This is a genomic window from Lentisphaerota bacterium, from assembly GCA_016873675.1.
Taxonomy (GTDB): Bacteria; Verrucomicrobiota; Kiritimatiellia; order RFP12; family JAAYNR01; genus VGWG01.
Genome location: VGWG01000192.1, coordinates 1 through 2,878, shown reverse-complemented (window position 1 = coordinate 2,878; position 2,878 = coordinate 1). Strand labels below are relative to the sequence as shown.

The window sequence follows — 2,878 nt, the reverse complement described above, 5'->3', positions numbered from 1 at the left end:
GCTCTTGAGGCCGAGCTTGACCGCCTGGTTTACGGGCTCTACGGGCGCGCCTGTACGGAAACGGGGGGCGCGGGATGAGCGGCGTGGGAGAGCGCGGTGTGAACACCACGCACAGGACGGGGGGGGGGTGGTCCTGTGCGCCCCGTTCACGGGGCGTTTCAGCACAGCATGCTGCGCCGCTGTTTCAACCACGACTACCGCGACCCCTTCTTCTACATGGTCACGATCACCACGCACCAGCGCCGGCTGTGGTTCGGCGTCTGCGAGACCAACGCCTGATGTCTATCTACGCCGCCTGACCGCAGCATTTCTTGTACTTCTTGCCGCTTCCGCAGGGGCACGGCCCATTGCGGCTGATCTTGGGCGCTGACGGGCGGGCGGATGGCAGATCGAACACATCGTCCCCCTCCATCCAATCATCATCATCGTCCTCGTCCTCGTACTCTCTGTACGACCGACTCTGGCCGATTCTGCCGAAGTGCATCCCGATCATCATCGTCAGTGTCGAGCCGATGGCGACGATCACCCCCTGAAACAGCGACAACGGCGTCAGCCAGTCCAACAACGCCCCAAACGCCAGAAAAATCGGCGTTCCAACGGCGCCGACACACGCCACGAGAACGGCGATCAACAAGACACCCATTATCTTCCAGAACGCATCCTTTGAACGTATCACCGGTTTGCCCTCCTTCGCTGGTTTGCCGTGCGCATCGACACCTTCACCGTCGGCGCCACAACGGCGCCGGCTCGTTCCAGGTGTCCCGCAGATAGCCGCCTGTGTAGCGCGCGCGGACGCGCGCCTGCGACACGGCGACGATCCAAGGGTACCACTCGCGATGGTGCGTGTCGAGGCCGAACCAGCAATTCTCATCATGAAGCGATTGGGTCATCGGGGCCACTTTCCCCTTGTTCCTGTATCTCCAACGCGCTACAATCGCGCCATCTCAAGCAACCACGCGCACCCCTGCCACAACCACGAGAATCCCAATGCAGAACCTTTGCTGCCTTCTCTTTCTTCTTCTCCTCCTCGTGCCACACAGCATTTCACCGCATCTGTCCTTATCCACTGGTCATTAACGCCTCCAATCAGTACCGTGTGGCCGGGGGCGGCACGGTCGCACTGGTGCCGTGGCTATCTAGTCTTTTACCTGAAAGCACACAAACTCTCGGGAGTCGAAAATGCTGCAAGGATCCGTTGAAGCTCAGATGACTGTAATCCTGAAAGGGCTCGCCCACTGCCTCACAGACTATCTGACCGTGACGCTGACACACATGAGACCGGAGACATGGTGGGACGACCTGGTTCTGCCGTGTCTTTCCTACCAGCAGGCGCAACGGGTCAAGCAACGGTGTGTGTGTAACCTCAAGAGTTTGGATCTGGCCGCGCTGCTCCGTGTTCTGGACGAGAATTGGTGGGACATCGCCAATAAAATGTCGCTTCCCGGCGAGGGTCGCCATTATTTGAAGGAACTGCAATCCGTTCGCAACCGCTGGGCGCATGTGGGGGCCGGCGAAGATCTGAGCGGTTACGTCTATCGCGACTTTGATACCGTGCAACGGCTTGTCAATATTCTCGCTCCCGATGATGCGCTTGGCACCGAAATCGAGAACCTGAAGAACCTGACGCTGCGACCCGGTGCCCCGCCCGCCGCGCTCGCGCCGCAGGCGGAACACGCTCCCATTTGCCCGGATGAGCCCGCGCCGCCACCTGACCCCGTTGGCGTTTTCAAGCCGGGTGACCTCGTCATGTTGCGTTCAGATCCGGCGCAGATCGTGGCGATTCTCTCCCGCTTGCCCGGCCGGCCCGAGGATCGCTACGAGGTTTTGCACAACGGGCAGCGCCAATCGTTCTACGCGTCACAACTTCTTGCTGTCACCGGGTCTCCTGAAGAGAATGCTGAGTCCGTGTCAGCGGAACGCTTTCAGGCCGCTCTTACGGCGGCCCAGGTCGTTCATCCCGGCGCCTCCTCGCTGTTTTCACTGAATGCGGCGCGTATCGATTTCATCCCCTACCAGTTCCGGCCGGTCATTAAATTCATCCGCTCCGATTGTCCCCGGCTCTTGATCGCCGACAGCGTCGGCGTTGGCAAAACGATCGAGGCGGGCCTCATTCTGCGCGAACTGGCGGCACGCGCCTCTCTCGAATCGGTCCTCATCATCTGTCCGAAGCCGCTTGTCGCCGAGCAGAAATGGCTTTCGGAAATGAAGCGGTTTTCTGAACGGTTTGAACACCTGGACAGCCGATCACTTCAACTGCTTCTTGATGATTACCGCGAGCAAGGTGATCTGGATCCTAAGAAATCACGGGTGATCGTGCCTTACTCGATCTTGGACAGCAAACTGTACGAGGGGGAGACCGGTCGTTTTCGCCGCGCCGGGCTGAAAGATGTGACCCCGCCCCCGAGTTTTGACCTGGTGATCGTGGATGAAGCGCATCACATCCGCAATACGGCCACATGCCGCCACAAAGCTGTCAGCTATTTCTGCAAGAATGCCAAGGCCGTTTTGTTCCTCACCGCAACACCGCTTCAGTTGGGTAATGACGACTTGTTCGTCCTGCTAAACACCTTGCGGCCCGACTGGGTCCCGGATAAAGCAACCTTCGCCGCGATGGCAGAGCCCAATCCGTATGTCAATCAAGCCGTCAACGCCGTTCGCGGTGCGGCGGGCGACTGGCGGCCACAGGCCCTCTCCGCTTTGGAGAAGGCCAAGGCGACGCCTTGGGGGCGTGCCGTTTTTGACTCCGATCCGCATTACCGCAGGTCGGTGCAGGTGCTTCAAGCCGAATCCTGTGCGGATCATGATCGCGTCGGCCTGATCACGGCGCTCGAAGCGCTCCATACGTTCTCTCCGCTGATCAGCCGTACCCGCCGCCGCG

Annotated in this window: 1 protein-coding gene and 1 pseudogene; one reads left to right on the top strand and one right to left on the bottom strand. The window is 60.0% G+C overall.

Features of this window, described 5'->3' with window-relative positions; all coding sequences use genetic code 11:
* Positions 1-286: 286 nt before the first annotated feature.
* Positions 287-376: pseudogene (locus FJ222_12550) on the bottom strand (YecA family protein).
* Positions 377-1,179: 803 nt separating this feature from the next.
* On the opposite strand from FJ222_12550, the gene FJ222_12545 reads away from it, so the two are divergent.
* The coding region (locus FJ222_12545; GenBank protein MBM4165251.1) for a DEAD/DEAH box helicase at positions 1,180-2,878 on the top strand (1,699 nt) is incomplete at its 3' end.